General features: G+C 70.1%; 27 protein-coding genes. 11 read left to right on the forward strand and 16 right to left on the reverse strand.

Going from position 1 to position 26,293, the window contains the following annotated elements:
- Positions 1–73: 73 nt before the first annotated feature.
- From ABD927_RS17930 to ABD927_RS17965, 8 genes are all read right to left on the reverse strand, one after another.
- The gene (locus ABD927_RS17930) at positions 74–1,057 is read right to left on the reverse strand and encodes a FecR family protein (protein ID WP_345251217.1); all 984 of its coding nucleotides are present in this window, start codon (positions 1,055–1,057) and stop codon (positions 74–76) included.
- A complete protein-coding gene (locus tag ABD927_RS17935; protein ID WP_345251218.1) occupies positions 1,054–1,605 on the reverse strand; it encodes a sigma-70 family RNA polymerase sigma factor in 552 nt (183 codons plus the stop codon). Before ABD927_RS17935 ends, ABD927_RS17930 begins: the two co-directional genes overlap by 4 nt.
- A gap of 111 nt (positions 1,606–1,716) precedes the next feature.
- Positions 1,717–2,736 (reverse strand): Bug family tripartite tricarboxylate transporter substrate binding protein, encoded by a 1,020-nt coding sequence (locus tag ABD927_RS17940; protein ID WP_345251219.1) that lies wholly within the window; start codon positions 2,734–2,736, stop codon positions 1,717–1,719.
- A 34-nt stretch (positions 2,737–2,770) separates the two neighbouring features.
- On the reverse strand, positions 2,771–3,514 hold the full coding sequence (locus tag ABD927_RS17945) for an RraA family protein (protein ID WP_345251220.1): 744 nt from the start codon (positions 3,512–3,514) through the stop codon (positions 2,771–2,773).
- A complete protein-coding gene (locus tag ABD927_RS17950) occupies positions 3,511–4,326 on the reverse strand; it encodes a TauD/TfdA dioxygenase family protein (RefSeq protein WP_345251221.1) in 816 nt (271 codons plus the stop codon). The genes ABD927_RS17945 and ABD927_RS17950 overlap by 4 nt, the downstream gene beginning before the upstream one ends.
- The gene (locus ABD927_RS17955) at positions 4,323–5,228 is read right to left on the reverse strand and encodes an SMP-30/gluconolactonase/LRE family protein (protein WP_345251222.1); all 906 of its coding nucleotides are present in this window, start codon (positions 5,226–5,228) and stop codon (positions 4,323–4,325) included. Before ABD927_RS17955 ends, ABD927_RS17950 begins: the two co-directional genes overlap by 4 nt.
- 37 nt (positions 5,229–5,265) lie before the next feature.
- Positions 5,266–6,879: a UGSC family (seleno)protein gene (locus ABD927_RS17960; protein ID WP_345251223.1), complete on the reverse strand. Its 1,614-nt coding sequence runs from the start codon at positions 6,877–6,879 to the stop codon at positions 5,266–5,268.
- Positions 6,880–6,895: 16 nt separating this feature from the next.
- Positions 6,896–7,846 (reverse strand): Bug family tripartite tricarboxylate transporter substrate binding protein, encoded by a 951-nt coding sequence (locus ABD927_RS17965; RefSeq protein ID WP_345251224.1) that lies wholly within the window; start codon positions 7,844–7,846, stop codon positions 6,896–6,898.
- Positions 7,847–8,004: 158 nt separating this feature from the next.
- Between ABD927_RS17965 and ABD927_RS17970 the strand changes: the two genes are divergently transcribed.
- The 3 genes from ABD927_RS17970 to ABD927_RS17980 are packed head-to-tail and all read left to right on the forward strand — an operon-like array spanning position 8,005 to position 10,623.
- Complete coding sequence (locus ABD927_RS17970) at positions 8,005–8,913, forward strand: amidohydrolase family protein (protein WP_345251225.1); 909 nt, start codon at positions 8,005–8,007, stop codon at positions 8,911–8,913.
- Positions 8,910–9,611 (forward strand): GntR family transcriptional regulator, encoded by a 702-nt coding sequence (locus ABD927_RS17975; RefSeq protein ID WP_345251226.1) that lies wholly within the window; start codon positions 8,910–8,912, stop codon positions 9,609–9,611. Before ABD927_RS17970 ends, ABD927_RS17975 begins: the two co-directional genes overlap by 4 nt.
- Before the next feature lie 25 nt (positions 9,612–9,636).
- Positions 9,637–10,623 carry a hydroxyacid dehydrogenase gene (locus tag ABD927_RS17980; RefSeq protein WP_345251227.1) on the forward strand — a complete coding sequence of 329 codons (987 nt, stop codon included), beginning with the start codon at positions 9,637–9,639 and terminating at the stop codon, positions 10,621–10,623.
- Between the two features lie 51 nt (positions 10,624–10,674).
- Here the strand turns inward: ABD927_RS17980 and ABD927_RS17985 are convergent, their stop codons facing one another.
- Genes ABD927_RS17985 through ABD927_RS18000 form a run of 4 tightly spaced genes read right to left on the reverse strand, consistent with a single transcriptional unit; the run spans position 10,675 to position 13,539 of the window.
- Positions 10,675–11,442, reverse strand: a complete 768-nt coding sequence (locus ABD927_RS17985) for an amino acid ABC transporter ATP-binding protein (RefSeq protein WP_345251228.1) — start codon at positions 11,440–11,442, stop codon at positions 10,675–10,677.
- Positions 11,429–12,082 carry an amino acid ABC transporter permease gene (locus tag ABD927_RS17990; RefSeq protein WP_345251229.1) on the reverse strand — a complete coding sequence of 218 codons (654 nt, stop codon included), beginning with the start codon at positions 12,080–12,082 and terminating at the stop codon, positions 11,429–11,431. Before ABD927_RS17990 ends, ABD927_RS17985 begins: the two co-directional genes overlap by 14 nt.
- A gap of 10 nt (positions 12,083–12,092) precedes the next feature.
- Positions 12,093–12,755, reverse strand: coding sequence for an amino acid ABC transporter permease (locus ABD927_RS17995; RefSeq protein WP_345251230.1), 663 nt, complete (start codon positions 12,753–12,755; stop codon positions 12,093–12,095).
- Between the two features lie 4 nt (positions 12,756–12,759).
- Positions 12,760–13,539: a transporter substrate-binding domain-containing protein gene (locus ABD927_RS18000; protein WP_345251231.1), complete on the reverse strand. Its 780-nt coding sequence runs from the start codon at positions 13,537–13,539 to the stop codon at positions 12,760–12,762.
- Between the two features lie 272 nt (positions 13,540–13,811).
- Between ABD927_RS18000 and ABD927_RS18005 the strand changes: the two genes are divergently transcribed.
- From ABD927_RS18005 to ABD927_RS18040, 8 genes are all read left to right on the forward strand, one after another.
- Positions 13,812–14,288: a MaoC family dehydratase gene (locus ABD927_RS18005; protein WP_345251232.1), complete on the forward strand. Its 477-nt coding sequence runs from the start codon at positions 13,812–13,814 to the stop codon at positions 14,286–14,288.
- A gap of 28 nt (positions 14,289–14,316) precedes the next feature.
- Positions 14,317–14,790: a MaoC family dehydratase gene (locus ABD927_RS18010; protein WP_345251233.1), complete on the forward strand. Its 474-nt coding sequence runs from the start codon at positions 14,317–14,319 to the stop codon at positions 14,788–14,790.
- Between the two features lie 7 nt (positions 14,791–14,797).
- A complete protein-coding gene (locus tag ABD927_RS18015) occupies positions 14,798–16,369 on the forward strand; it encodes a class I adenylate-forming enzyme family protein (protein WP_345251234.1) in 1,572 nt (523 codons plus the stop codon).
- Between the two features lie 29 nt (positions 16,370–16,398).
- The gene (locus ABD927_RS18020; RefSeq protein ID WP_345251235.1) at positions 16,399–17,166 is read left to right on the forward strand and encodes an SDR family NAD(P)-dependent oxidoreductase; all 768 of its coding nucleotides are present in this window, start codon (positions 16,399–16,401) and stop codon (positions 17,164–17,166) included.
- Between the two features lie 233 nt (positions 17,167–17,399).
- Positions 17,400–18,386 carry a Bug family tripartite tricarboxylate transporter substrate binding protein gene (locus tag ABD927_RS18025; RefSeq protein ID WP_345251236.1) on the forward strand — a complete coding sequence of 329 codons (987 nt, stop codon included), beginning with the start codon at positions 17,400–17,402 and terminating at the stop codon, positions 18,384–18,386.
- A 31-nt stretch (positions 18,387–18,417) separates the two neighbouring features.
- Positions 18,418–18,930 (forward strand): (2Fe-2S)-binding protein, encoded by a 513-nt coding sequence (locus tag ABD927_RS18030; protein ID WP_345251237.1) that lies wholly within the window; start codon positions 18,418–18,420, stop codon positions 18,928–18,930.
- Between the two features lie 3 nt (positions 18,931–18,933).
- Positions 18,934–21,207 (forward strand): xanthine dehydrogenase family protein molybdopterin-binding subunit, encoded by a 2,274-nt coding sequence (locus ABD927_RS18035; RefSeq protein ID WP_345251238.1) that lies wholly within the window; start codon positions 18,934–18,936, stop codon positions 21,205–21,207.
- A gap of 133 nt (positions 21,208–21,340) precedes the next feature.
- Entirely contained in the window at positions 21,341–22,324 is a 984-nt protein-coding gene (locus ABD927_RS18040; RefSeq protein ID WP_345251239.1) for an ABC transporter substrate-binding protein, read from the forward strand.
- Between the two features lie 13 nt (positions 22,325–22,337).
- Here the strand turns inward: ABD927_RS18040 and ABD927_RS18045 are convergent, their stop codons facing one another.
- From ABD927_RS18045 to ABD927_RS18060, 4 genes are all read right to left on the reverse strand, one after another.
- Positions 22,338–22,925, reverse strand: coding sequence for a DUF2894 domain-containing protein (locus ABD927_RS18045; protein WP_345251240.1), 588 nt, complete (start codon positions 22,923–22,925; stop codon positions 22,338–22,340).
- Complete coding sequence (locus tag ABD927_RS18050; RefSeq protein WP_345251241.1) at positions 22,918–23,565, reverse strand: OmpA family protein; 648 nt, start codon at positions 23,563–23,565, stop codon at positions 22,918–22,920. Before ABD927_RS18050 ends, ABD927_RS18045 begins: the two co-directional genes overlap by 8 nt.
- Before the next feature lie 61 nt (positions 23,566–23,626).
- On the reverse strand, positions 23,627–25,735 hold the full coding sequence (locus tag ABD927_RS18055; protein ID WP_345251242.1) for a DUF802 domain-containing protein: 2,109 nt from the start codon (positions 25,733–25,735) through the stop codon (positions 23,627–23,629).
- Positions 25,736–25,745: 10 nt separating this feature from the next.
- Positions 25,746–26,293, reverse strand: a 548-nt coding sequence (locus tag ABD927_RS18060) for a DUF3348 family protein (RefSeq protein WP_345251243.1), incomplete at its 5' end; no start/stop codon positions are given.

The raw sequence follows: 26,293 nt of genomic DNA on the forward strand, positions 1-26,293 counted from the left end.
TTCGGGGCAACAGGAGTGGTTCTTCCCGCTCTGTGCCGCGAGGGGCTCCGGCCGGACAGCTATTTACATACTGTTACGTTCGATCGAGGTCTATGGTGGTGAGCCAGCCGCCGTGGCGCACCACCCGCAGCGGCAGCCGGCGCGCCAGGATGTCCAGCGTGGCGGCGGCGTCGTCCAGGGACCATACGCCTTGCACGCGCAGGGCGGCTGCGCGGGAGGAGATGCGGATCAGGCCGCGGTCGTAGGCGCGAAGCTGTTCGACCACGTTGCCGAGGGGCTCGTCCAGCGCCTCGACCAGGCCGCGCTCCCAGGCCGCCGCCGCGCGCACCCGGCCCGGCGGCAGCGGGCCGGAGCCGTCGGCGCCCATCCACCAGCCTTCGCCCGCCTGCAAGCGCTGCCTGGCGCCGTGGCCGGCGCGCAGCATGACCGCGCCGTGGGTACAGACCGCCACGGTGCGCCCGGGCGCGCGGGCCAGCATGAGGCCGGCCGGCGTTTCCGCCTGGACGGCCAGCCGGCAGAACGGCGCCTTGGCCAGGAAAGGCGTTTGCGCGGCTGCCGCCTCGAGCTGCATGCGGCCGCGCGTTAGCGTGATCGCCCGGCGCGAAGATTGCAGGTCGACGTCCACCGCCGAACGCGCGTCCAGCAGCAGGCGCGAACCGTCGGCGAGCGCGACGCCGCGCCGTTCGCCGGTGGCCGTGGCGTGGCTGGCGAACGCCGCCTCCAGCGGCCATTGCCGCTGCGCCGCCAGCAGGGCCAGCCCCGTCGCGCCGCACAGGCCGGCCACGCCGAGCAGCCATTCGCGCCGGGCCGGGGCGGGCAGCGCCAGCGCCTGGCGGACGGCCTCGGCCTGGCGCGGGTCGCGGCGCACCACCGCCTTCAGGTCCCCCAGGCAGTCGGCCAGGCTGCGTTCCACCTTCTGCCAGGCGCGTTCGTGTTCGTCGGCGGCCCGGCGCCAGGCCAGACAGGCGTCCTCGTCGGCCCGGCTGGCGCGGCCGGACAGCAGGCGCGTCTTCCATTCGACCGCGCGTTGCAGGACCGGATCGGCGATCGCGCTCACCGGACACCTCCCGCTTGCCGCGCGGCAGCCTGGCCGCTTCCGGCATCGGCGCGGGCCGCCAGGTAGTGCAGCAGCGCGCGCTGCACGTAGCGGCCCACGGTGCGGACCGATACGCCGAGCCGCGCGGCGATGGTTTCATGGTCGAGTTCGTCGACCGTGCTGTAGAGGAAGGCCAGCCGGACGGGCACCGGCAGGCCCTGCATCCAGGCGTCCAGCGACTGGATGGTCTGCAAGACGATCAGCTGGTCTTCGGGCGACGGCGCGCGGGCGGCGGGCAGTTGCTGGAGGCGGGCCAGGTAGGCCGCCTCCAGCTGGCGCCGGCGGAACAGGCGCCACATCAGGCGTCTGGCGATGACCGTGAGGAAAGCCTGGGGCTCCCGGATCGCCGCCAGGTCGCTGCGCTGGATCACCTGCACGAAGGTATCGGCGGTGACGTCTTCGGCGTCGGCCAGGCAGGGCAGTTGCCGGCGCACGCGGCCCAGCAGCCACGGCTGGTATTCGGCGTAGAGACGGGAAACGGCATCGGCCATCGGACCGGAGGTTTTCATGCGCGGCGCCCGGATGCGAATGAGACTCAGGGGAACTGATATTGATTCTCATTATATATGCGGGGCGCGGCCATGTTTCCGGACGGCCTTGCGGCCGCCGCCATGCCACAGTCATTCGACGGTCATGCGCCGCGAGCGGACCAGCTGGGTGTACTTGGCGCTCTGCTCCTTCAGGTACTGGGTGTACTGCGCGGGCGACGCGCTGACGTTCGGATCGATGCCGCGCTCGCGCAGGCTCTTCTGCAGCTCGGGATCGGCCATCGCCTTGCTCAGCGCGGCGTACAGGCGATCGACCACCGGCTTCGGCGTTCCCGCCGGCAGCACGACGCCGTTGAAAGTCACGTCCTCGTACCTGGGCAGGCCCGATTCGGCAATGGTGGGAACGTCGGGAAAGGCCGGCGAGCGCGTCGCGGTGGTCACGCCCAGCGCCTTCAGCCGCCCGGCCTTGATGCCCGGCGCCGAACTGCCGAGCGAGTCGAACATCATCGTGATCTGGCCGCCCATGACGTCGGACAGCGCCTGCGCATTGCCCTTGTAGGGCACGTGCAGGATCTTGATGCCGGCCAGGCTGGCGAACAGTTCGCCGGCGAAATGGCTGGTGGAGCCGGCGCCCGCGGTGCCGTTGGTGGCCTTGTCGGGGTGCTGCCGCAGCATGGCCAGCAGTTCTTCCACGTTGGATGCGGGGACGCTCGGATTGACCACCAGCACCATCGGGATGGTGACGGTGTTCGACAGGCCGACGAAGTCCTTGAGCGGGTCGTAGCCGATGTTGGGAATCAGCGCCGCGGCCGACACGAAGGTGTTGCCGATGGCCAGCATGGTATAGCCGTCGGGCGCGGCCTTGGCGACCGCGACGGTGCCGACCACGCTGCTGGCGCCGGGCCGGTTCTCCACCACGACCTGCTGGCCGAGTTCCTTCGACATGCCCTGGGCGAGCAGACGCGCGACGATGTCGACGTTGCCGCCAGGGCTGAGCGGGACGATCAGGCGCAGCGGCCGGCTGGGGAAGTCGTCGGCGGCCAGCGCCTGCGGCGCGGGCGCGATCAGCGCGGCCGCCAGGCACAGGGCGGCGCCCAGCGCGGAGCGCCGGTGGCTGCCGCCGGCGGACGGGCGGCGTACGGAATGAGGCATGGTTTTCCTCCTTGGGCGAATGGCGGTTCGGTTTTCAGTCCCGTGCGATGGGTTCGATGTGGGCGAAGCGGTCGTAGCGTTCGTAGATCGTCCGGCGGTCGTCCTTGCCTTCGATCAATTCCTTGCGCTGTATCTGTTCGATCTCGTCGACCCTGGCGGCGTAGTCGGCCACGCGCGCGGCATGCTGCCGGGGGACGATCACCACGCCGTCGCGGTCGGCCAGCACGAAGTCGCCGGGATGGACCGGCACGCCCGCGCTGGTCTGGCCCGGCAGCGTGATCGGTACCTCGAAATGGGTGATCGACCATCGGCCGGCGGAGCTGGCCGGCGTGACGAAGCGCTTGAAGACCGGGATGCGCTGGTCGACCAGCGACTGGGCGTCGCGCGTGGCGCCGTCCAGCACGAAGCCGGCGCAGCCGGCGGCGACCGCGCTGATGGCGAAGTTCTCGCCCATCAGCACGGCCTCGCCGTACCGGCCGCTGTCGACGACCATGATGCAGCCCGGGTAAAGGTGATCGAACAGCTCGTAGCGGGGCTGGGGAAGACGCGGATCGGGCTTGGGCAGCGCGCCGAGCCAGGTCTGGCCTTTCACGCAGAACGCGGGACCGCACAGCGCCATCGACGATTCGAGGCCGGCGATCGAGGCGTCGACCGCCTGGTGCGGCAGGCCCATGACGCGCAGCACGTCCCAGACGACGCCGGTGGGAAGCTTGGCCAGCCGCGCGGCGAGCCCCGGATCGGCCGCTTCGGGCCGGGCAGAACGGATGGCGTCGTTCATGCGGCCCTCTCGTCGGCGATGGGCACCCGGCGCATCGCGCGCTTCTCGGTGGAGGGAAAGTCGTTGCGCGCGTGCTGCAGGATCCGGTTGTCCCAGACGATGAAGTCGCCCACCTGCCATTTGTGCTCGTAGTCGTCGGGACGGCGCTCGATGTGATCGAACAGCTGGCCCAGCAGCTCATCGCTTTCGGCGCGAGGCATGCCGACGATCGATACCGTGAACAGGCGGCACACGAACAGGATCTTCTTGCCGGTCGCGGGGTGGGTGAGGACCACGGGATGCACGGCGGTGGTCGCGGTCGGCGCAATCGCGTCGCGGCTGGGCGGCTTGTTGGCGGTATTGGCCGAATAGTCGTAGACGTGCAGCGCCTGCAAGCCTTCCAGCCGGCGCCGGGTCGACTCGGGCAGCGCCTCGTAGGCCGCGGCCATGTCGAGGAAGCGGGTCTCGCCGCCCTGCGCCGGCACCGCCATCGCATAGAGCGAGATCGCCTTCAGCGGGTGCGGCAGGAACATGTGATCGGCATGGAACAGCAGTTCGCCGTCGGGCAGGCGGCCCTCGGGGTGCACGTTCGAGATCAGGGTGAAGCGCTTGCCGCCTTTCATGTTGGCCCCGGCATCGGAAATGCGGCCGATCCGCTCGGCCAGGCCGACGCTTTCGTCTTCGCTCAGCTCGTGGCCGCGCACCAGCACGAAATGCTTTTCGTCGAAGGCGCGGCGGAATGCGGCGATGCCGGCGTCGTCAGGCCTGCGCGGATCGAGTCCGCGCAGTTCGACCCCGAGGGTCGGGGAAAGGGGATGGATGGATAGGCTCATGCGTGCTCCTGGTGTGAATACATGGCGCGCCCGCGGCAGGGGATGCGGGCCCGGTAGATCGCGCCGGTATCGATTTCCGTGATGTAGATCGTGTCCGGTTCGGCCGGATCGAAGGCGACGTTGGTGACGCTGCGTCCGCCGACCGCGACGCGGGCCACCGGCACGCCCAGCGGGTCGAACACCCAGACGGCGCCCATGCCGATATGGGCCACCACCAGGTGGCCTTCGTCCGATATCGCCATGCCGTCGGGGCCGGTGCCGCCGGAAAGGTGGATGTACACCCCGACCCGGCCGGCCTCGCCGCCGGGGTACAGGTTCTGCGGCACGCGCCAGACCGCATTGGCGCGCGTCACGGCAACGTAGAGGTTGGCGTCGTCCGGCGTCAGCACCAGGCCGTTCGGGCTGGGCAGGTTGTCGAGCAGCAATTGCAGCCGGCCGTCGGCGCGCAGGCAGAACAGCCGTCCGTCGGGCTTGTCCATGGCGGACTGCCCCTGGTCGGTGAAGTACAGATCGCCGTTGGCCGCGAAGAACAGGTCGTTCAGGCCGCGGAACGGCTCGCCGAACGCCCGCGGCAGGCGGGGCTCGATGGTGCCGGCGGCCAGGTCGGCCACCAGCAGGCCGTCGCGGTCGGCGACGAATACCGTGCCGTCGCGGTGGATCTTCAGGCCGTTGGGATTGCCGCGATACTGCAGCGCGACCGAAAAGCGGCCGCCGCGGTCGACGCTGAGGATGCGGGAGTTGAGCAGGTCGACGCACAGCAGGTCGCCGGCGCGGGTGAAGGAGGGGCCTTCCAGCAGGTTGTCGCGGCGCACGCCGTGGCGGTCGACCGGCTCGGCCAGGCGCAGCGCGGGAGGGAGAAGGGCGAAACGTTCTGCTTCGATGACCGTGGGGGATGGGAACATGAAAGACTCGTATCGGCGTTGCGCGCGATGGCGCGGTTCAAAGGACGGTCGTGACCGCGCGGCTCAGGCCCCACGGCACGGCCACTTGCGACTGCGGACCGGCGCCGCCGGCGACCGCGATCAGGATGTCTTCCGGCCGGTGGCAGACCGGGACCGGATCGAGTTCGCGGAAGGCCTCCGGCCAGGTCGGCGAAAGCCCCCGTCCTTCCAGCAGCCGGCGGGGGTTGCGCGCCCGGCGCCAGATCCAGTCCTGCAGCCGGGCGCGGCTCCAGCCGGCGCGTTGCAGGATGCCCGCGTGGTCGGGGCACAGGATCACCAGCAGTTCGGCCGGGCAATAGGCATTGTTGGCGGCGATCGAGGTGGCGGCCGCCGCCAGGCCGTCGGCCAGGCTCTCCGGGGTGCGGCTGCGGTGGTCCATCAGGTTGTGCGGCGTGGCGCAGCGATGCACGGTGACGGTGCTGCGGCCCGGGCCGGCGAGGACTTCGTGCAGCGCCGGCCAGTCGCCGCAGGCCGTGTCGGCGAAGCAGATGCCGAGCTCGGCGACCGAGCCCTGCGTGCCGAGGTCGGTGCGGCCGGGGATCGATCGCAGCACGTTGATCAGGCACAGGTTGACCGCGCGCGAGACGGCCAGGTTGGCGCGGTGCCCCAGCCCCAGGCAGCCCGCGCCGGAAGCGATGCCGGCGCGCGCGGCCGCCGGGCCGCTGGCCAGGATCATGGTGGCGCTGGGATGGGTGGTGATGGCCGCCTGGTGCAGGCGGAAGGCCGGTTGCCCCATCGCCCGCAGCGCCGCCAGGACCACCTCGAATTGTTCGGGCTCGCAGCCCGCCATGACCGCGTTGACGGCGGCGAGCCGGACCGTGACCGGATGGCCGCCGGGCGGCAGCGGCGGGATCGGCGCATCGTCGGCCGGGCATCCGGCCCGTTGAAGCATCGCCTCGACCAGGCCGCGGACGGGAGGCACCAGCGGCAGGCCGTCGCCCAGATGGAAGGCCGCGCTGGCCTGCATGAAGGCCATGGCGCCGAAACCCGCGGGCAGGGCCGCCGCCTGCGCCCAGCGGCGCCTGACTTCGGCGGCGTCGGGAAAGAGCTCGAGGGCGTCGCCCGCGGCGGGTGGCGCGGTCAGCGCCCGCGCCACCGCAGGCGCATGGGCGGCCACCGCCGCGGCCGCCTCGGCCGGGGTGTCGTGCGGACGGATGCCGAGGTCGACCAGCGGCAGCCCCGGCATCAGTTCGGCCGCATAGCTGCGCGCCAGTTGCACGCCGGGATCCGAACACAGCGTGACGGTCGGCAGGCCGGCGCGCTCCAGCTCGATGGCCAGCGACACGGTGGGCTGGGTGATGCCGGATTCGGCCAACCCGATGACCACGCCCTGCGGCCTGGCGGTGGCCACGGTGGCGGCGAACTCGCGCAGCTGATCGCGCGTGCAGGCCATCAGGTTGTAGCCGAAACGCGTGAGCGCGCCGTGCCGCAGGACGCGTTCGAGGGCCTGCGCAATGGCACTGTAGGGCGACACGCTCATGCGCGTGTTGTCCACCAGGGCCAGTCTCGCGCCGTCCAGCGTCGCCAGCCTGGCGGCGGTCGGCGCGGGCGCGTGGCGCGCGTCGGGATAGGGCAGATCGAAATCCGCCGCGCCGCTTGCCGCCGGGGTCATGGCAGCCGTGTCCTCGCTACTGGGGGGAGATGCCGAGCCGGCTGACCATGTCCGCATTTTCTTTGATCTCTTTTCCGAGGATGTCGTCGGTTTCCACCGGACCATGCCGCATGGGCTCGCCGCCCACCTTGGCCAAGGCCTGCCGGAACGTCTGTGTTTCGCGGACCTTCTCGACCGCCTGATACAGCCGCCGGACGATCGCGTCGGGCGTGCCGGCGGGCGCGAACAGCCCCATCCACAGGCTGTAGTAGGCCTCGGGCGCGATGCTGGAGACCGGGGGTACGTTCGGCAGCACGGACGACGGCACCGACGAGATGGCGAGCGCGTTCAGCTTGCCCGCGTTGATGTGGCCGATCGCCGAAGTGATCTGGGTGTATCCGTAATCGACGCGGCCGGCGATGACGTCCGCCAGCGCATCGGTGGTGCTCTTGTAGGGAATGTGGCGCACCTTCATGCCGGTGGCGATGTGCAGCTTTTCGGCGCCGATGTAGGTGCCGGTGCCGACGCCGGCCGACGCGAAGGTCAGCGCGCCGGGCCTGGCCCTGGCGGTGTCCACCAGTTCGCGGATCGTCCTGATGCCGCTGCCGGCCGAGGCGACCAGCACGTAGGTCATGTCGGCGTAGATCGATACGCCCCGCAGTTCGCTCATCTTGTACGGGACGTTCGGGGTGTACGCCGGCACCGAGGTGATCGACGAGGCGTGCACCAGCAAGGTATAGCCGTCGGCGGGGGCGTTGGCGACGTAGGCGGTGCCGACCGATCCGGCCGCCCCGGGCCGGTTCTCGACCACGATGGCCTGGCCGAGGGCGGCGGCCAGCGGCGTGGTCAGCAGCCGGGCCGCCACGTCGACGCCGGTGCCGGGGCCATAGGGCACGACGACCTTGATCGGCTTGGCCGGATAGGGCTGCCCCTGCGCGGCCGCGGCGGCCACGGCCAGGGTGCCCGCGGCCATCCATTTGGCGATCATATTCTCCTCCTCGTTTTAGAATGTATACCTCATGTATACAAAGTATGAGACTGGCGCGAGATTTTCCGCAAGAATGAGGGTTGTTTGTACGGGAAAACACTAGGCAAACGATTGTTGTTCTCCATTAAATGTATACTTTATGAAAACGAGGATGAGACGTGACACCTGATATCGCTCCCGCCGATCCCCACCCGCGCCCCCCGCGTTTCGATGTCCCTTCCCCCGCATGGGACTGCCACGCGCACGTGTTCGGGCCCGTCGGCCGTTTTCCGTACGCGGCGCGGCGTGAATACACGCCGCCCGACCAGCCGCTGGCCGCCTATCTGCGCATGCTCGACGCCATCGGCGTGCGCCATGGGGTGCTGTCGCAGCCCAGCGTCTATGGCGACGACAATCGTTGCCTGCTGGATGCGCTGCGGGCCGCCGGGGGGCGCCTGCGCGGCATCGTGGTGGCCGATGTGCTGGCGATGGACGATGCCCGGCTGGAGGCCCTGACGGCCGACGGCGTGCGCGGCGTGCGCATCAACATGGCGCTGCCGGGCGGCCTGCCGGTGGCGCTGCTCGACGACGTCGGCGCGCGGCTGCGCGGCAGCGGCTGGCACCTGGAAATCGTGCTCGACAAGGTGGGCAGCCTGCCGGCGTTGATTCCGGCGCTGCGCCGCGCCGCGGTGCCGGTGGTGATCGAGCAGATGGGCAGCGTGCGGGTGGCGGCCGGGCCGGCGCCGGCCGGCTTCGCCGAGCTGGCCGGATTGCTGCGGGACGGGGCGGTGTGGGCCAAGATCTCGCACCCCTATAAAATTTCCGCGGCTCCGCCTGCCTACCGGGACACGGTCCCGCTGGCGCGCGAGCTGGTCGCCGCCGCGCCGACGCGGCTGCTGTGGGGCTCCGACTGGCCCCATCCGCGCGTTCCCGGTCCCATGCCGAACGATGGCGCGCTGCTCGATCTGCTGTACGACTGGATCGATGGCGATCGGGCGATAGCCGAAACAATCCTGTGCCGCAATCCGGCGCAGCTCTATGGCCCGCATGCCGGCGGCGGGCGCACTGACGAGGAAGGAACGACATGAGCACCGGTGCGGACCGCGCCTACCAACAGATTCGCGCAAACATCATCAGCGGCGTCTATCCGGCCAAGTCGCACCTGCGCGAGAAGCAGCTGGCCGAAGAACTGAACATGAGCCGCACGCCGATCCGCGAGGCGCTGCGCCGGCTCGCCGCCGAGGGCGTGCTCGATTTCTCGCCGCAGCTGGGCATCTTCGTGCCGTCGTGGGGCGTGGAGCGGGTGGAACAGCTGTACGACCTGCGCTCCATGCTGGAAAGCAATTGCGCCGAGCTGGCGGCCACGCGCATGACGCGCGCCGACATCCTCGACCTGCAGGACCTGGCCGAGCGGATGGAAATGGCGGTCCACAAGCAGGAGCCCGACGCGCTGGACCGCCTGACCGAGCTGAACAAGGCGTTCCACGAGCGGATCATGACCTGCTCGGGCAACGACCGGCTCAAGGAACTCACGCTCAACGCCATCAACCAGCTGCCGATCCTGCACCGCAGCTTCCGCCGCTACGAGCCGGCCCAATGGCAGCGCAGCCTGCGCCATCACCGCGACCTGATCGACGCTTTCATCGTGCGCGACGCCCATTGGGCGGCGGCCATGATGCGGGCCCACATCCTGGCCGGCAAATACCAGCTGCGCCTGGCCAACGAGGGAGACCTGCCGCATGCCGACGAGGCGGCGCGCGCGTCGGCCGACCACTCCGCTTCCTAGAATCGCCTTTGGAAAGCCAATGCCTATGTCAGACAAATTGAAAGTCGTCGTCGCCGATCCGATGCACGAGGCGGGGATCGACATGCTGCGCCGCGAATTCGACGTGGAAGTGTTCTCGCCGGCACAGAGCGAAGCCCGGGCGGCGGCTGTCGAGCAGGCCGATGCGGTCATCGTGCGGACTTTCGAGGTACGCGCCGAACTGATGGACCGCGCGCCTCGCCTGGCGGCGATCGTCAAGCATGGCGCCGGGGTCGACAACATCGACGTGGCGGCCGCCACCGAACGCGGCATCGTGGTCGCCAACTCGGGCGACGCCAACGCACCGTCGGTGGCCGAGGCCTCGGTCTGCCTGATCCTGGCCGCGCTGCGGCACACCACGCGCATGCACCGGGCGGTGGTCGAGGGGCGCTACGACATACGCTGGGGGCTGCTGCTGGAAGGCATCAGCGGCAAGACGCTGGGCGTGGTCGGCTTCGGCAACATCGGGCGGCGCGTGGCGGCCATGTGCCGCGACGGCTTCGGCATGAAGGTGCTGGCCTACGATCCGTTCCTGTCGGCCGGGCAGGTGGCCGAGCATGGCGCCGCGAAGGCCGAACGCCTGGAAGACCTGCTGCGCGAGGCCGACGTGGTCTCGCTGCATGCCAGCCTGTCCAGCCAGTCGCATTACCTGATCGGCGCGCCCGAGATCGCCTTGATGAAACGGTCTGCCGTGCTGGTCAATACGGCGCGCGGCGGCGTCGTCGACGAGGCCGCGCTGGCCGCGGCGCTGTCGGAAGGGCGGCTGTTCGCCGCCGGGCTCGACGTCTACGAGCACGAGCCCCCGGGGCCGGACAATCCCCTGTTCAAGCTCGACAACGTCGTGCTGTCGCCGCATATCGGCGGCGCCACCGAGTCGGCCCGCCAGCTGATGGCGACCCGCGCGGCCGAGGCCGCCCTCCGGGCGCTGCATGGCGACGCGCCCGAGTTCTGGCTCAATCCGCAGGTCGTGCGCCGCGCCTTTCACGGCGCATGAACCGGCGCCTTCTGTCCAAGGGGCAGCGGACCGGGCGGAGCGGTTTCGCGCCTAACCGTGCAGCGACGACAGGAACTGCCTCAGCTCGGCCGTCCGGGGATCCCCGAACAGCGCTTCGGGCGGCCCCATCTCGTGCACCTTGCCCTGGTGCATGAACACCACCCGGTCGCTGACCTTGCGCGCGAAGTTCATTTCGTGGGTGACCATGATCAGGGTCATGCCGTCTTCCGCCAGACCCTCCACCACGCGCAGCACTTCGCCCACCAGTTCGGGGTCGAGCGCCGAGGTGATTTCGTCGCACAGCAGCACCGCCGGGTCCATGGCGAGCGCGCGGGCGATGGCCACGCGCTGCTGCTGGCCGCCCGACAGTCGATCGGGATAGCTGTCGAACTTGTCGCCCAGGCCGACGCGGCCGAGCAGCTTGCGGGCGCGGTCGTGCGCCACCTCTTTCGGCAGGCGCTTGACCAGGCTGGGCGCCAGCATCACGTTCTGGCCGGCCGTCAGGTGGGGAAACAGATTGAAGCTCTGGAAGATCATGCCTACGTGCTGGCGCAGCTGTCGCATGGCGCGCGGATCGTCGTGGCGCAGCGGCTGGTCGTCGACGCGCAGCGATCCTTCCTGGAACGCCTCCAGCCCGTTGATGCATCGCAGAAGCGTGCTCTTGCCGGAGCCGCTCTTGCCGATGATGGTGACCACCTCGCGGCGGCCGATCGACAGGTCGATGCCCTTGAGCACTTCGTTGTCGCCGAAGCGCTTGCGCAGGCCTTCGATGCTGACCAGGGCATAGTCCGGGGCGGCGCGTTCGTCAGCGGCGTGCATGGTCGAGTCTCCTTTCCAGGCGGCGGCTCCATAGCGAGATGGGATAGCACAGCGCGAAGTACAGCAGGCCCACGCAGCTGAAGACCAGGAAGGGCCTGAAGGTGGCATTGGCGATCATCGAGCCGGCCTTGGTCAGTTCGACGAAGCCGATCACCGAGGCGAGCGCCGTGCCCTTGACCACCTGCACCGCGAAGCCGACCGTGGGCGCGACGGCGATGCGGCCGGCCTGTGGCAGGATGACGTGCAGCAGCTGTTCGCGCAGGTTCATCGCCAGGCTGGCCGAGGCTTCCCACTGCCCGGCCGGGATGGCGTTGACGCAGCCGCGCCAGATCTCGGTCAGGTAGGCGCTGGTGTACAGGATCAAGGCCATCGACGCGGCCACCCAGGCCGAGGTTTCGATGCCGAACAGGGCGATGCCGAAATAGGCCAGGAACAGCTGCATCAGCAGCGGCGTGCCCTGGAACAGCTGCACGTACAGCATCACGCCGCGCTGAGCGCCGGGCAGCCGCGCCAGGCGGATCACCAGCAGCAGCATGCCGACCGCGCCGCCGCCGGCGAAGGCGATCAGCGACAGCACCACCGTCCAGCGCAGGGCCAGCAGCAGGTTGCGCACGATGTCCCATAGCGAGAAATCGACCATCGGCCTCGCCTCAGCGGTTGAACAGGAAGCGTGGCCCGGCCCAGGTGAGCAGGCGCCGCAGCAGGATGGCCAGCGCCAGGTAGATGGCGGTGGCGACGATGAAGGCTTCGAAGGCGCGGAAATTGCGGCTCTGGATCAGGTTGGCGGCCAGCGACAGTTCCTCGGTCGAGATCTGGCCGCAGACGGCCGAGCCGAGCATGACGATGATGATCTGGCTGACCAGTGCCGGCCAGACGCGGGCCAGCGCCGGCGGCATGACGACCCGGCTGAATACCTGCCAGCGGTCGAGCGCCAGGCTTTGCGCTGCCTCGATCTGGCCGCGCGGCGTGGCCTCGATGCCGGCGCGGATGATCTCGGTGGCGTAGGCGCCCAGGTTGATGACCATGGCGAGGATGCTGGCCGTTTCGGCGTTCAGCTTCAGGCCGAGCGCGGGCAGGCCGAAGAAGATGAAGAACAGCTGGACGATGAATGGCGTGTTGCGCACCAGCTCCACGTAGGCGCCCACCGGCAGCCGCAGCCAGCGGGGTCCTTGCGCCCGGGCCCAGGCGCAGCCGATGCCGAGCGCGCCGCCCAGCGCGGTGGCGATCGCCGTCAGCTCGATGGTCACCAGCGTGCCGCGCAGCAGCAGCGGCCATTCGGCCAGCACGGCCGGGAAGTCGAGCTCGATCGTCATCGGCTTATTCGGGCAGCTCGCCGGTGGAGCGGCCCAGCCATTTCTGCGACATCTTTTCCAGCGTGCCGTCCTTCTTCGCGTCGGCCACGATCTGGTTGACCCGCAGGCGCAGGGCGTCCTCGCCCTTGGCGACGGCCATGAAGTTGGGCGAGTCCTTGATCAGCAGCTTGTACTCGGTGCCCAGCTGCGGATTCTTGAGCAGGATGGCGCCGGCCACGGCGGCGCCGACGGCGATCAGCTGGGTCTGCCGCGCCACGTAGGCCGAGACGGTGACGTTGTTGTCTTCGAAGCGGCGGATGTCCACGCCCGGCGGCGCGAGTTTGCTCAGCTCCTGGTCTTCCATCGCGCCGCGCGTGACCGCGACCGACTTGCCGACCAGGTCGGCGGGCGTCTTGACCGCGATGTCCTTCGGCCCGAACACGGCCTGGAAGAAAGGCGAATAGGCGGAGGTGAAATCGACGACCTTTTCGCGCTCGGCATTCTTGCCCAGGGTCGAGATGACGAGGTCGGCCTTCCTGGTCTGCAGATAGGGGATGCGGTTGGCGCTGGTGACGGGCACCAGTTCGGCCTTGACGCCCAGCTTGGCCGCAACCAGCCTGGCCATGTCGATGTCCAGCCCCCGGGGCTGCATGTCGGGCCCGATATAGCCGTAGGGCGGGTAGTCGGTCGGGATCGCGATCTGGATGGCCTTCCTGGCCTGGATGCGTTCGAGCGCGGTCTGGGCCAGGACGGGCATCGACAAGGTGGCGGCGAGCAGGGTCGCCAGCAGGGCGGGTAATTTCATGGGCGCGGGTCCGGAAGATGACGCCAGCGTTCAAGCGATTTCCATGCCAAGCCGGAATCGGCATGAAACGCACCGGTGTGGGGCGCGGCTGGCCGCTTTCCCGGCCGGCGCGGGGGAGCGGTGCACTGTGATGGGCGCACGCGGAGGAAGGCTGGGACCAACTTTTCACGAAACGAAAAGTGCCGATAAAACGCTTGAACCGGCATGGGCCATGGCGCATCCTCGCTTGCGCACGGCGGCCAGCGGCAGCCGGAAGATCAGGGAGACGACACATGCAACACGGGGACCAGGCCCGCTTCTTCGAAGACTTCCAGGTGGGCGAGCGCTGGGTCAGCAAGCCCGTGACGGTGACCGCCGACGCGATCATCGAGTACGCGCGCGCCAACGACCCCCAGCCCATGCATCTAGACCCGGAGGCCGCACGGGCCGGCCCGTTCGGCACGCTGGTGGCCAGCGGCTGGCAGATCGCGGCGCTGTCGATGCGCGTGTTCCTGGATGCGGGCGGCTACGGCAAGACGCCGATGGTCGGCATGGGGATCGACGAACTGCGCTGGACCAGGCCCGTGAAGGCCGGCGACACGCTGGTGGTGGAGCGCGAGGTGATCGACGCCACGCGTTCGAACACCCGCCCCGGCGTGGGCACGATCCGTACCCGCGTTACCGTGCGCAACCAGCACGGCGAGACGGTCATGTCGCTGGTATCGCTGGGCCGGGTGCCGGCCCGCGCGCCGGCCCGCGCGCCGGCCTGATCCTGTCGCCTCGAATCAAGGAGTCTCCATGGTGGTTCTCGACCGCCCGGCCGATCTGCGGGAATGGATCGGCAAGGAAATAGGCGCCAGCCAGTGGCTGGCCATCGACCAGCAGCGCATCGACGACTTCGCGCGGATCTCGGGCGACGATCACTGGATCCACGTCGACGTCGGCCGCGCGCGGCGCGAGATGCCCGACGGCAGGACGATCGCGCACGGCTTCCTGACCCTGTCGCTGATCCCTTACCTGGTCCGTTCGATCTACACCATCACGCACCGCGGCCGCGGCCTGAACTACGGCACCAACCGCATCCGCTTCACCAGTCCGGTCCAGGTGGGCGACCGGGTCCGCCTGCGCCAGTCGATCAAGGCGGTGGAGCGGGTGGAGGGCGACGGGCGGGAGGGTGCCACCCGGGTGGTCTCGGATTGCACGATCGAGATCGAAGGCAAGCCGCGTCCGGCGCTGCTGGCCGAATTCCTGCTGCTGGTGTACGACGAGTGAGGACGCGATGACGGAAAACGTCCACGACATTCTCGCCCGCATGGCGGACCAGCCCTTCGTCGATTTCCCGGCGCTGATCGCGCGCCACGCGCGCGAGCGGCCCGAGGCGCCCGCCTTCCTGTGCGAGGACGAAGCGCTGGGCTGGGCCGGGCTGGCGCGGCAGATGGATCGGGTGGCGGGCGCCTGCCGGGCCTGCGGCCTGGCGCCCGGCGACAAGCTCGCCTTGCTGGCCGCGCCGTCGATCCACGCGGTCGAGGCCTTCTTCGGCACGGTGCGCGCCGGCTGCTGCATCGTGCCGCTGGCGACCTCGGCCACCGCGGAGGCGCTGCTAGGCATGCTGCGCGATTCGGACGCCAAGGTATTGGCGGTCGATGCCGCGGCGCGCGAAACGCTCAGGCCGGTGGAGACGGCGCTGTTCGAAGCGTTCTCGGGTCGCCTGGTCGCGCTCGATTTCAGCGCGCTCGGCTGGATCGAATGGGACGCCTGGCTGGCGCAGGGCCAGGTCCCGGCGGCAGTCGACCACCGGCCCGGGCAGCCGTTCAACCTGATCTACAGCTCGGGCACCACCGGCAAGCCCAAGGGCATCCTGCACGACCACGGCATGCGGGCGCGGCAGGCGATGCGGCGCAATTTCGGGCTCGGCCCCGGCAGCGTCATGCTGTTGTCGACGCCGCTGTATTCGAACACCACGCTGCAGCCCATGCTGGCCACGGTGGCCGGCGGCGGACTGACCGTCCTGATGCGCAAGTTCGACGCCGCCGGCTACCTGCGCCTGTGCGCGGCGCACAAGGCGACCCATACGATGCTGGTGCCGGTGCAGTACCAGCGGCTGCTCGCGCATGAAGACTTCCCGCGCACCGACCTGTCGTCGTTCGTGCTCAAGCAATGCACCGGCGCGCCGCTCGACGCGCGGCTCAAGGCGCAGATCCTGGCGCAATGGCCGGGCGGCCTGCGCGAGATCTACGGCATGACGGAGGGCGGGGTCAGCTGCGTGCTGGACGCCCATGAGTTTCCGCACAAGCTGGGCACCGTCGGCCGGCCCGCGCCCAACCACGACATGCGCATCATCGACGACGACGGGCGCGTGTTGCCGCAGGGCGAGGTGGGCGAGATCATCGGCTGGTCGCCGTACATGATGGCGGGCTACTACAAGCAGCCGGCCGCCACCGAGGCCTTCTACTGGCGCGACGAGACCGGCGTGGCCTTCCACCGCAGCGGCGACATCGGCCGCTTCGACGAAGACGGCTTCCTGGTGCTGCTCGACCGCAAGAAAGACCTGATCATCTCGGGCGGCTTCAACATCTACGCGACCGACCTGGAGTCGGCCACCGCCGCGCATCCCGACGTGGCCGACGTCGCCGTGATCGGCATTCCCAGCGAGCAGTGGGGCGAGACGCCGCTGGCGCTGGTGGTGCTCAAGCCGGGCAGCGCGCTTGCGGCCGAGGCGCTGCGGCAATGGGTCAACGCCCGCGTCGGCCGCACGCAGCGGCTGGCCGCGGTGGAATACCGGCAGGAGCTGCCGCGCTCGGCGCTGGGCAAGCTGCTCAAGCGCGAACTGCGCGAGCCGTACTGGAAGTAGCGGGACCGGAAATGAATGCGGAGGCGACCATGCAGAAAGCATGTCTGGTGACCGGCTCGACCGGCAGGAACGGCGCCGGTTCGGCCATCGTCAGGTGGTTCGCGAAGAAGGGCTGGCGCGTCGTCGTCAACTACTCGCGCGATACGCAGGCGGCCGAAGCCGTCGCTGCCGAATGCGCGGCCCTGGGCGCGGCCGACGTGCTGGTGGCCAAGGCCGACGTGACCAGCGACGAGGCCTGCCGCGCGATGGCCGCCGAGATCGAGCGGCGCTGGGGCCGGCTCGACGTGCTGGTCAACAACGCGGCCGTCACCACGTTCAACGACCACAAGAACCTGGACGGCCTGTCGTTCGACGACTTCCAGCGCGTGTTCGCCGTCAACGTGTCGGGCGCGTACGTGGCGACGCGCGCGGTGGCCGCGCTGCTGCGGCGGACCGGCAATGCCTCGGTGGTCAACATGTCGTCGGTCGGCGGCCTGCGGGGCACCGGCTCCAGCATGGCCTATGCGGCGTCCAAGAGCGCGCTGAACGCGATGACCTTCTCGTTCGCGCGCGTGCTGGCGCCCGAGGTGCGGGTCAACGCGCTGCTGCCCGGCTTCATCGAAGGCGACTGGCTCGTCAACGGGATGGGGCGCGCGCGCTACGAGTCGGTGCGCGCCGCGCTGATCGCCAAGAATCCGTTGAAGTCGGTGCAGACGCCGGATGAGATCGCCGAAGCGATCTGGTGGCTGGTCAACGGGCCGGCCGCGCTGACGGGCGAGCTGATCCAGCTCGATGCGGGCGGTCGGCTGGTGGTGTAGGCCTCCCGCCGCGCGCCGGCTGCTTCATGCATATATCGCCAAACCATAACAATGGATCGAAAAGAATTGTTTTAGCTGCATGAAACCCTCCACCTAGAATCGCCTTCGACGTGTCGATACTCACGACGGGAGCGAAGGCAGTGCGTAGGCAGACGGCGGTGCATAGGCGGTGGACGGACAATGCAATCGAACAGGCCCATGCCTGCCGCCGGGGAGGGCGGCGAAGAAGCCTGATGACGGCCGCGCTGGCGGCCATGGCGGCGGCGGCAATGCTGGCCTCGCCGCGCCATGCGGCGGCGGCCGATGCCGACAAGTACCCGCAGAAGCCCATCCGGCTGGTGGTGGCCTATGCGCCGGGCGGCGTGACCGACGGCGTCACGCGGATATTGGCGCTCGAGCTGTCGAAGGTATTGGGGCAGACGGTGATCGTCGACAACCGCGCCGGCGCCGGCGGCACGATCGGCGCCGGCATCGTCGCCAAGGCCGAGCCGGACGGCTACACGCTGCTGGCCACCAGCCCGCCGCAGATCGCGGTGGCGCCGCTGCTGATGCCGGTGCGGCCCTACGACGCGGCGCGCGATTTCACGCAGATCGGCACCTTCGTCACCACGCCCAACATACTGGTGGTGAACCCCTCGGTGCCCGCGAAGAACCTGGCCGAGCTGGTGGCCTATGCCAAGGGAGCCGGCAAGGGCAAGCTGAGCTATTCCTCGGGCGGGCCGGGCAGCACGGGCCAGCTGAACGGCCAGACGCTGTGCAACGCGGCCGGCATCCAGATGGTCGAAGTGCCCTATAGCGCGTCGTCGTCGATGGCCTTTCCCGATCTGATCGCCGGGCGTGTGGACGCCAATTTCGGCTCGCTGCCGTCGACCATCGGCTTCGTGCGCTCCGGCCAGGTGCGTCCCATCGTGGTGATGTCGTCCCGGCGCTCGCCCACGCTGCCCGACGTGCCCACCGTGTCGGAAGCCGGCTACCCGGCGGCGGCGCGCGAATTCTGGCAGGGCATCGAGGGCCCGGCGCACATGCCGGCGGCCATCGTCGCGAAGCTGAACGCGGCGATCCGCACCGCGATGGCGTCGCCTTCCGTGATCAAGGGCATGGAAAACCTGGGCGCGCAGCCGTACCTGATGTCGCCGGAGGCGTTCACCGCCATGCGCGACCGCGATCTCGCCAACTACAAGAAGCTGGTGGCCCAGCTGGGGCTGGCCGCAACGAACTGACGAACCGCAATCCAGGAGGAGGTCTCTTCCCATGGCAGCCAGTATTGGCATCAACGTGAATGGCCAGGAGCGCCTCGTCCAGGCCGGCCCCGACACGCCGCTGCTTTACGTATTGCGCAACGAACTCGGATTGCACGCCACGAAGTTCGGCTGCGGCCTGGCCCAGTGCGGCGTCTGTTCGGTGCTGATGGATGGGCGGGAGATCCGCTCCTGCGTGACTCCGGTGTCGGTCGCCGCGGGGCACCGGATCACGACGGTGGAAGGCCTGGGCGCGGCCTGGGCCGGCGGCGGCGCGCCGGCCGCGGGCGGCGCGCCGCCGCTGCACCCCGTGCAGCAGGCGTGGATCGACATGCAGGTGCCGCAATGCGGCTATTGCCAGAGCGGCATGATGATCCAGGCCGTCAGCCTGCTCAACGCCAACCCGCATCCCAGCCGCGACGACATCCGGGCCGGCATGGAAGGCCATATCTGCCGGTGCGGCACGCACATGCGGATCATCGCCGCCGTCGAGCATGCCGCCACGCAGATGAGCAAGGAGGGCTGAGCCATGCGCTGCGAGGATATTCCCCTTGTGGCCGGCGGCGTCGGGTCCCCCGGGCGGCGCGGCTTCCTCAAGGCCGGCGGCGCGCTGGTGGTGGCCTTCGCCTTGCCGGTGGCCGGCGCCGAACAGGCGCGCGCCGGCGCTGCCGGGCCCTTTGCCGAGGTGCCGCACGACCAGCTCGATTCCTGGCTCGCCGTCGCGCAGGACGGCTCGGTGTCGGCCTTCACCGGCCGCATCGACATGGGCACCGGCGTCGAGACCGTGTTCACCCAGGCGGTGGCCGAGGAGCTGGACGTGCCGCTGGGCGCCGTCGCCTTCGTGATGGGCGACACCGCCCGCACGCCGGAGCAGGGCAAGTCCACGGCCAGCAACAACATCGCGCGCAACCTGCCGCCGATACGCCAGGCCGCCGCCGAGGCGCGGCTGGCCCTGCTGGAGCTGGCTGCCGCCAAATTCGGCGTGCCGGTGTCCGCCCTGAGCGTCGAGGACGGCGTCGTCAGCACCGGCGACGGGCGCGCCGTCCGCTACGGCGAACTGGTCGGCGGCAAGCGCTTCGACATCAGGCTGGGCGTCAAGGGCGAGGGCAACAGCCTGACGCTGAGCGGACGCGCCAAGCCCAAGGACCCGAAAGACTTCAAGATCCTCGGCACCCCGGCGCCGCGCGTCGACATCCCGGCCAAGGTGCGCGGCGAGTTCCGCTACGTGCACGACGTCGTGGTCGACGGCATGGCCTACGGCACCGTGGTGCTGCCGCCGGCGCGCGGCATGAAGCTGGTGTCGGTGGACGGCTTTGCGCAGCCGGTGCCGGGCGTCGTCAAGGTCGTCTCCAAGGGCAATTTCGTCGGCATCGTGGCCGAGACCGAGCAGGCCGCGGTGCGTGCGCGCATGGCGCTGAAGGTGAACTGGGCGCAGGCGGAGCAAGCCGATTTCGACGACATGTACGCCCTCATCGACAAGGCGCCTATCGTCAAGGACGTGACCGAGGGCGAGCTGGGCGACATCGAGGCCGGCTTCGCCAAGGCCGCGCACGTGGTCGAGGGCACCTATTACCTGCCCGACAACTCGCACGGCATGATGGGGCCGTCGTGCGCGGTGGCCGACTTCCGCGCCGAGGGCCTGACGATCTGGTCGGGCACCCAGTGGCCGGACGGCACCCGGCGCGACGTGGCGGCCATGCTGGGCCTGCCGGTGGAGAAGGTGCGGGTGGTGTGGGTGCAGGGGGCCGGCTCGTACGGCCGCCTGGGCGTGGACGACGCGGCCGCCGACGCGGCGCTGCTGTCGCAGGCCGTCGGCCGCCCGGTGCGCGTGCAGTGGCAGCGCGCCGACGAGCACCAGTGGTCGCCGTTCTGCCCCGCGGCCGTCATCCGCACCAAGGCCGGCATCGACCGCGGCGGCGCCATCGTCGCCTGGCAGTTCGAGAACCGCACGCCCGGGCATTCCACCGGCGAGCGCGGCAACATCCTGGCCTGGCGCGCGCTCGGCACCAGCCCGGGCCACAAGCGCCTGAGCGGCGGCGCCGATACCCCGGGCTACGGCATCCCCAACCTGCGCGTGGTGACGCACTACACCGAGGAAACCGTGCGTGCGATCTACATGCGTTCGGTGGCCGGCATCCAGAACACCTTCGCGATCGAAAGCATGATGGACGATCTGGCGGCCAAGGCAGGCGTCGATCCGGTCGAGTTCCGGCTCAGGCACACGCCCAGCGAACGCGCTCGGCACGTGATCGAGACCGTGGCGAAGGCGGCCGCCTGGAAGCCGAAGCAGAAGCCGGTCGTCAAGGGCGACCTGATCGAGTGCCGTGGCATCGCCGCCATGTGCCCGGGCGACGGCGCGCTGTCGAACCACGGGGCGTGGGGCAACCTGGCCACCATCGTCGACGTGGCGATCGACAAGCGCACCGGCCTGGTCCGCGTCAAGCGCGCCTTCGTCGCCTTCGACGCCGGCCGGATCGCCAATCCCGACGGCCTGCGCGCGCAAGCCGAGGGCGGCACCATCATGGGCATCAGCCGTACGCTGAAGGAACAGGTGCTGTACCGCGGCGCCAGTGTCGCGTCGACCGACTGGCTGACCTATCCGGTGCTGCAGTTCAGCGAGATGCCCGAATCGATCGAGGTCACGCTGATCGATTCCGACCGGCCGCCGCTGGGCGCGGGCGAGGTGCCGAACGTCACGCCGCCGGGCGCCATCGGCAACGCGATCTTCGCGGCGACCGGGGTGCGCCTGCGTTCGCTGCCGCTGACGCCGGACAAGGTCAGGGCGGCGCTGGCCTCGGCCTGACGGATGGCCGGCGTGCGCCGGGCCATCGGCCCCGGCGCTGCGCACGGCGACCGACATGAGCAGCGACCGCGCCATCATCCTGCAGATGCGGTAGCGGGCATCGGGCATCACTTTCCAGAAGGCAGATCATTGCATGAAGAATATTCAATTGACGCTGGCCGTGGGCGATTACGAGATCACCCGGCCGCTCAAGGACGGCACCGTGCAGGCCGAGGGCATCGACCTGACCGTGCTGACTGGCATGGATTCGATCACGCGGCACTGGCGTTTCCTGCGCAACAAGGAATTCGACGCCGCGGAGGTGTCGGGTTCGTCGTACATCGTCGCGCGCGACCGCGGCATGCCGTTGCGCGCGATTCCGGTTTTCCCGCACCGCCGCTTCCGGCACGGCTTCATCTACATCAACAAGAACAAGGGCATCGCCAAGCCAACCGACCTGATCGGCCGCAAGGTGGGCGTCAAGGCCTACCAGGTGACGGCGGTATTGTGGCTGCGCGGCATGCTGGAGCACGAGTACGGCGTGCCGCACACGTCGATCGACTGGTATTCCGACCTGGACGAGGACATCGATTTCACGCCGCCCAAGGGGCTGCGGCTGACGCGCGTGCCCGACGACAAGTCCGTCGAGACCATGCTGGCCGAAGGCGAACTGGATGCGTTGCTGCACCCCGACATCATCGAACCCATCGTCAGGAAGGATCCGCGGGTGGGGCGGCTGTTCGAGAACCCCAAGGCGGCCGAGATCGAGTATTACCAGCGCACCGGGATCTTTCCCATCATGCACGTGGTGGGGATCAAGCAAGAGATCGCCGAGCGTCACCCCTGGATCCCGCGCAGCCTGTACAAGGCCTTCGAGCAGGCCAAGGCGGTGGGCATGAAGCGCATGCGCAATCCGCGCGTGGCGCCGCTGGCGTGGTGCCAGGAGGCGCTGGAAGAACAGGAGCGGCTGCTGGGGCCCGATCCGTGGGTGTACGGCCTGACGCCCGAGAACGTGAAGAACTATTCGACGCTCATGCAGTATTCGCACGAACAGGGGCTGATCGGCCGCATGATTCCGATGGAGGAATTGTTCCTCGACCTGTCGGAAGGCCGCAAGCGCGGGACGTTCCGGACCTGATCCCCGAGGGCGGCTAGCGCGCCCGGCGCGGGCTCTTCCTGGCCGGGCTCGCGGCGGGAGCCTCCTTGCCGGCGTCCTTCATCTGCTCCAGCCACGACAGGCTGTCGGCGTAGGCGGCGAAGTGGTGCAGGTATCCGGGCGAGAGCTCGCGCATCAGTTCGAGCGAGCGCTGCACGAGATGGCTGGAATTGAGCGGGCCGGCGTTGGCCGGCACCTGCGCGCGCGACTGGCGCAGCAGCCGGTCGGCGCCCAGCCTGGACCAGATTGCGCGGAACTCGTCGAGGGCGGGGAGTTCGGGATAGGCGGGCTGGTCGGCGGCGGAACCGCTGGCGCGCGCCGGCGAGCGGCAGGCGATGTCGTCGGCCAATGCCGCCAGCGGCCCGCGGCCCCGGCGGGGGGGCGGTTCGACCACGGGGCTTTCGAGCATCCGGCGATAGTCCGCCAGCAGCGCGGACAGGCGTGCGTCCAGCACGCGGCGCGTGTCGCCGTTGCGGGCCATGGTGCGGCGGGCCAATGCTTCGATGAAGTGAAAGCGTATGGGGTCGAGCCGGTCGGCGCCCTGTTCGCGCCATGCGGCCAGCTGGGCCTGGGCGCTATTCACGGGCCTGGTCCGCGCGGGGTTTCGGCCGCGGCGTGGGCGTGATTTCCACGCGGCGGTTCCTGGCCCGCCCCACGGCATCCGCATTCGAGGCCACCGGCTGCTCCTCGCCGAAGGCGGCGGCGAAGACCGACGAGGAAGGGACGCCTTCGTCGATCAGCGCGCGGGTCACCGTCAGCGCGCGCTGGGCCGACAGCTCCCAGTTGTCGGCGAAGCGGCGGTTGGTGTCGCGCACCTGGCGGTCGTCGGTGAAGCCGCTCACCATCAGGACTTCGTCGCGGGCGCGCAGGTATTCCGCCAGGGGCCGGGCCAGGCTGTGCAGGACTTCGCGGCCGGCGGGCTGCAACTGGTCGGAGTTGAGCGCGAACAGCACGCTGCCGCTGATGCCGATGCGGCCGTCGACGAAGGTTACCCGCCCGGCCGCCAGCGGTCCGGCCAGCGCCTGTTCCAGGGCCTGGCGGCGCTGGGTTTCCTGCTGGCGCTGCCTGATCTCGTCTTCCAGCCGGGCCGACAGTTGCAGCTGCATGCCGATCACGCTGACCAGGATCAGCACGAAGGCGCCCAGCAGCGCCGACATCAGGTCGCCGAACACGGCCCAGACGGGGGCCGGGGTTTCCAGGCCGGCGTCGACGTCGTCGTTCACCGCACGGGCCTCCCGGGGCGGGGCGCGGCGGGCGCGCGCCGCAAGCCGGCCGGACGGGCCTTCATGCCGCCTCCGGTCCCGCGGCTTGCGCTTGGCCGGCCAGCTGCTGCAGGTTTTCGATGATCTGCTTCTGCGACAGCACGCTCAGGTCGATGGCTTCCCTGGCCTGCGCCACGTAATAGGCCAGTTGTTCGTCGCTGCGCGCCATCGATTTTTCCAGCGCGGATTCGATGCGCTGCAGATGCTCGGTCAGCTTGTCGCTGGACTGGCCGAACTGCTGCACGGCGGCGCCGAACGCGTCGCCCAGGCTGGCGATTTCCACCGCGCCGCCGGTGGCTTCGGCGGCGGCCGTGGCCAGCCTGTCCGTTTCGGTTTCCAGCCGCTCGGCGAAGCGGGCGCCGACGCGGTCGAGCAGCTCGGCCGAGCCGGAGACCAGCGCGTCGACGGCCTGGCGCTGTTCGGTGGAGGCATGGTTGACGGCGTCGAGCAGGGTGCCCAGCGTATCGAGCAGGCGGCTGCGTTCTTCCAGCATCGCATTGTCGCGCGCCATGCTGTCGGAAAGCTTCTGCCGCAGTTCGGCCACCACCTCGGCCGCGGCCCGCGGGGCTTCCGAGGCGGCCTGAACCAGCTGGCCGATCTCGGCGATGGTGAGGCTGGCCTGTTCCTGCGTGCGGGCCGAGACCTCTTGCGCGGTACGGGCCAGCGTGTCGCAGATTTCCTGCTGCCGGCCGGCGGCGGCGGCGCCCGTCTGTTCCCATTCGCGGCGCAGGCCGGCGGCCATCGTGTCCAGCGTTCCGGCCCATTGTTCCAGCCGCTGCCGGTCGGCCGCCGCCAGCGCGGCCTGCAGCTCGGCATGCGAGCCGCCTATCGTGCCCACCAGCGATGCCGCGTGCCGTTCGAAGGCTTCGGCCGCGGCTGCCAGGGCTTGCCGGTTGTCGTGCGCCAGCTTTTCGCCGCTGCGTTCGTGCTGGGCGAGCGCGTCGCGCCACGATTGCGACAGGCGGCCGGCGGCGGCTTCCAGCCGGGCCGAGACGTTCTCCACCAGGTCGGCCGAGCGGCGTTCGAACGTGCCGGCGAAGCCGTCGAGCGACTCGCGCAGGCCGGCCGAGAGCGCGTCGCCGGCGCGCCGGTGTTCCGCCAGGGCGTCGGTCCACGTCGTGGCGACCGTGGCGGTGGCGGTTTCGAGCCGCTGCGTCACGCCGTCCAGCTGCTGCCCCACGGCTTGCGTGACGGTCTGGTGCAAGGCGGCCGTCTCGCGCGCGATGCCGGCCATCGCGGCTTCCACCGCCGGCCGGATGGCTTCGCCGGCCGCGCGGGCGCTGGCTGTCACGCTGGTGGTCACGCTTTCCTGCAGCGACTGCCGCACCGAGTCGGCCAGTTGCTCGTAGGCGGCGCCGGCCTTGCCATGGAAGGCCTCCTGGCCGGCGGCCAACCGCTCGTTCAGGGCCTGGCCCTGCTGCGCCATGGCGGCCGCCATCGCTTCCAGCCGGTCGACCAGGGCGGGCATGGTCTCGGCCTGCCGCTGCAGCAGCCGGAACATCTCGTCGCGCCGGTGGGCGGGCGAGAACACGCGCAGCGTGGTGGCGATGCGGGCGTCGAGGGCCTGCGCCGCCCGCAGCCGGTCGCGCCGGCACAGCGCGGAAAGCAGGCCCAGCATGGCGGAAGTGGCCACGCCGGCGATCGAGGTGCCGAACGCGAAGCCCAGGCCTTCGACCGGCGCCGCCAGCGAGGCCCGGATGGCCTGCAGATCGGTCGCGCTTTCCAGCGCCAGTCCGGTGCCGCGCAGGGTGGCCACCATGCCGAGGAAGGTGCCCAGCATGCCCAGCAGCACCAGCAGGCCCACCAGATAGGGCGTCAGTCCCGGGCCCGGCAAGGCGGCGCGCTCGCCTTCGATGCGCAGCCGCACCGCATTGCGCAGGCCGGCGGGCAGGCGTTCCAGCCAGGCGCCGAGGCCGGCGGGCGGCTCCGACAGGCCGGCCAGGGCATCGCACAGCGCGGCCGTGGCCTGCCGGTAGCGATACAGCTCCAGCGCCCCCGCCAGGTAGAAGGCGACGATCAGCAGGGTGACGCACAGCGCCAGCAGATGGCCGCCGGCATAGCCGGCCGCGATCCAGCCGGCCACGGCCAGGCCGGCCATGAAAACGCAAAGCGGGAAAAGGTGTCGGGTCATGGCGTCGTGATCAGGCGGCGCGCAGGGCGGCCAGCAGCCCCTCGACCGGTTGTAGGCGGATATCGAGTTCGGCCAGCAGCACGCGCTGCATGTCCTTGCGGAACACGGCCAGCCAGGAGCCGGGGGGCGGGTCGCCAGCGGCATCGCCCTCGGTGCCGGCGTCCTGCGCGGCGGCCCGGCGCAGGCGGTCGAAGCGGGTTTCCAGCAGCGCGGGCACGCCGGCCAGCAGGCCGCGTTCGCGCGCGCCCAGCGCGCGTTCCATGACGGCGTCCAGCGCCGCCAGCCGCGCCATGCCGGGCGTGCCGGCCGCCAGCGCCCCCCGCAGCCGGCCGCGCAAGGCCGCGATGGCCGTCTCCATCGTGTGCTGCAGCGAAAGATAGCGCTGGCGGTACATGGAATAGTCGGCGACCTCGCCTGCCGGTTCCGGCAGGGCGGCGCGGCGGGCGCGTCCGCCACGCCCGGCGCCGCCCGCTGCGCCATCGGCGGCGATGGCGTTCGCCAGCGCGGCGCGCACGCGGGCGCATTCGCGCTCGTGCTCGTCGTGCCCGCCGCGCGCGG

The sequence above is a fragment of the Pigmentiphaga soli genome (genome assembly GCF_039541095.1).
In the GTDB taxonomy this organism is placed as follows: Bacteria; Pseudomonadota; Gammaproteobacteria; order Burkholderiales; family Burkholderiaceae_B; genus Pigmentiphaga; species Pigmentiphaga soli.

Bases quoted from the DNA above. Each gene is read 5' to 3' on its own strand.
- ABD927_RS17980 (WP_345251227.1), top strand. From the start codon at position 9,637: ATGTCAGACAAATTGAAAGTCGTCGTCGCCGATCCGATGCACGAGGCG.
- ABD927_RS17995 (WP_345251230.1), bottom strand. From the start codon at position 12,755: ATGACGATCGAGCTCGACTTCCCGGCCGTGCTGGCCGAATGGCCGCTG.
- ABD927_RS18030 (WP_345251237.1), top strand. From the start codon at position 18,418: ATGGCAGCCAGTATTGGCATCAACGTGAATGGCCAGGAGCGCCTCGTC.
- ABD927_RS17955 (WP_345251222.1), bottom strand. From the start codon at position 5,228: ATGTTCCCATCCCCCACGGTCATCGAAGCAGAACGTTTCGCCCTTCTC.
- ABD927_RS17940 (WP_345251219.1), bottom strand. From the start codon at position 2,736: ATGCCTCATTCCGTACGCCGCCCGTCCGCCGGCGGCAGCCACCGGCGC.
- ABD927_RS18035 (WP_345251238.1), top strand. From the start codon at position 18,934: ATGCGCTGCGAGGATATTCCCCTTGTGGCCGGCGGCGTCGGGTCCCCC.
- ABD927_RS17945 (WP_345251220.1), bottom strand. From the start codon at position 3,514: ATGAACGACGCCATCCGTTCTGCCCGGCCCGAAGCGGCCGATCCGGGG.
- ABD927_RS17965 (WP_345251224.1), bottom strand. From the start codon at position 7,846: ATGATCGCCAAATGGATGGCCGCGGGCACCCTGGCCGTGGCCGCCGCG.
- ABD927_RS18040 (WP_345251239.1), top strand. From the start codon at position 21,341: ATGAAGAATATTCAATTGACGCTGGCCGTGGGCGATTACGAGATCACC.
- ABD927_RS18020 (WP_345251235.1), top strand. From the start codon at position 16,399: ATGCAGAAAGCATGTCTGGTGACCGGCTCGACCGGCAGGAACGGCGCC.
- ABD927_RS18005 (WP_345251232.1), top strand. From the start codon at position 13,812: ATGCAACACGGGGACCAGGCCCGCTTCTTCGAAGACTTCCAGGTGGGC.
- ABD927_RS18055 (WP_345251242.1), bottom strand. From the start codon at position 25,735: ATGACCCGACACCTTTTCCCGCTTTGCGTTTTCATGGCCGGCCTGGCC.
- ABD927_RS18010 (WP_345251233.1), top strand. From the start codon at position 14,317: ATGGTGGTTCTCGACCGCCCGGCCGATCTGCGGGAATGGATCGGCAAG.
- ABD927_RS18015 (WP_345251234.1), top strand. From the start codon at position 14,798: ATGACGGAAAACGTCCACGACATTCTCGCCCGCATGGCGGACCAGCCC.
- ABD927_RS17950 (WP_345251221.1), bottom strand. From the start codon at position 4,326: ATGAGCCTATCCATCCATCCCCTTTCCCCGACCCTCGGGGTCGAACTG.
- ABD927_RS17985 (WP_345251228.1), bottom strand. From the start codon at position 11,442: ATGCACGCCGCTGACGAACGCGCCGCCCCGGACTATGCCCTGGTCAGC.
- ABD927_RS18000 (WP_345251231.1), bottom strand. From the start codon at position 13,539: ATGAAATTACCCGCCCTGCTGGCGACCCTGCTCGCCGCCACCTTGTCG.
- ABD927_RS17960 (WP_345251223.1), bottom strand. From the start codon at position 6,879: ATGACCCCGGCGGCAAGCGGCGCGGCGGATTTCGATCTGCCCTATCCC.
- ABD927_RS18025 (WP_345251236.1), top strand. From the start codon at position 17,400: ATGACGGCCGCGCTGGCGGCCATGGCGGCGGCGGCAATGCTGGCCTCG.
- ABD927_RS17935 (WP_345251218.1), bottom strand. From the start codon at position 1,605: ATGAAAACCTCCGGTCCGATGGCCGATGCCGTTTCCCGTCTCTACGCC.
- ABD927_RS17990 (WP_345251229.1), bottom strand. From the start codon at position 12,082: ATGGTCGATTTCTCGCTATGGGACATCGTGCGCAACCTGCTGCTGGCC.
- ABD927_RS17975 (WP_345251226.1), top strand. From the start codon at position 8,910: ATGAGCACCGGTGCGGACCGCGCCTACCAACAGATTCGCGCAAACATC.